1 pseudogene is annotated in these 1,231 nt (G+C 83.9%); it reads right to left on the reverse strand.

The window, feature by feature from the left end:
- A pseudogene (locus AB0F11_RS38280) lies at positions 1-1,231 on the reverse strand (hypothetical protein); the annotation flags it as partial.

Raw genomic sequence — 1,231 nt, forward strand, 5'->3', positions numbered from 1 at the left:
GGGCCGCGCCCCCCCCCCGGGCCCGGGCCGCCCCCCCGGGCGGGGGGGGGGGCCCCCCCCCCCCCCCCCGGCCCCCGCCCCCCGGGGGGGGGGGGGGGCCGGGGCGCCCCCGCGCCCCCGCCCCGGCGGCCCCCGGCGACCCCGCTCTCCAGCAGCCGGCGCACCCGCCACAGCGGCGAGTCGTCCAGCGGGTCCGCAGCCGCGGCGGGGCCCGGCCCGGGGGCGGCGTGCGGCTCCGGGGCGGCGGAGGGGGGCGGGAAGTGGCTGCCCTGGAGGCGGTCGTAGCCCAGGTCGGCGCGGCCCAGCCACTCCTCGGGCAGCTGCAGGGTGTACGGCGCACCCGGTACGGGGCCGACGGCGAGGGGCCGCAGCGTCGCGGCCCGGTCCAGGTCGGGGCGGCCCAGGACGCGCAGCGCCAGCCCCGGACGGCCGGCGATGCGGCGCAGGTTCTCCGTGTGCGGCAGCTCCGGGTGGGGGTGGGCCGCGCGCAGCCGGAGCAGCGGCCCCGCGAGGCCGTCCGGGCGGATCTCGCGGACCAGGAGGTCCTCGCCGGCGGCGCCGGCCACCGTGACGTCGCAGCCCAGCAGGGCGGGGGCGGCCGGGTCGGGGCCCTCGGCGGCGGCGAGCTGCGCCGCCACGGCCTCGGCGGCCGGGCGGGCGAACAGGGCGGCGGCCGGCTCCTCGGTCCAGGGCACGCCGCGCAGCGGGGTCGCCTGCACCCCGCGCCCGGCGCCGAGCCGGCCGTCGGCGGAGACGGTGGCCCCGGCGATCCGCAGCCCGCCGCGGGACAGGCCCGCATGGTCGAGGACGGCGCCGCCGAGCGCCACGGAGGCGGATCCGGCGCCCTTGGCGCGGGCCAGGCCGCCGGGGCGGACGTCGGACACCGAGTGGTGTGCGCCGTCCGCGGCCAGCAGGTGGGTGACCACTCCCCCGTACCCGGTGGCGGAGAGCACCGGCTCGCGGCACAGGCCGAGCACCCGCAGGCTGCCGCCCGGCCGGTACGCGCGGCGCACCGTGCCGGCCGCGGCCGCATCGGCGGTACCGGAGGCCAGGACGGCGGCGGTGTGCAGCAGTTCGCGGAAGGCCGCGGTGAGGTCCGCGAGGCGGTGGGCGCCGCTGCGCTCCCGGGCCGCGCGCAGGCCCCGTACGACGCGCAGGGCGGCGGCCTCGGCGCGGGGCAGCCCGGCGACGCGGGGTGTGCGCCGCGCGCAGCAACTCGGCCTGCACCACC

It is taken from the genome of Streptomyces sp. NPDC032472 (genome assembly GCF_040636955.1).
GTDB lineage: Bacteria > Actinomycetota > Actinomycetes > Streptomycetales > Streptomycetaceae > Streptomyces.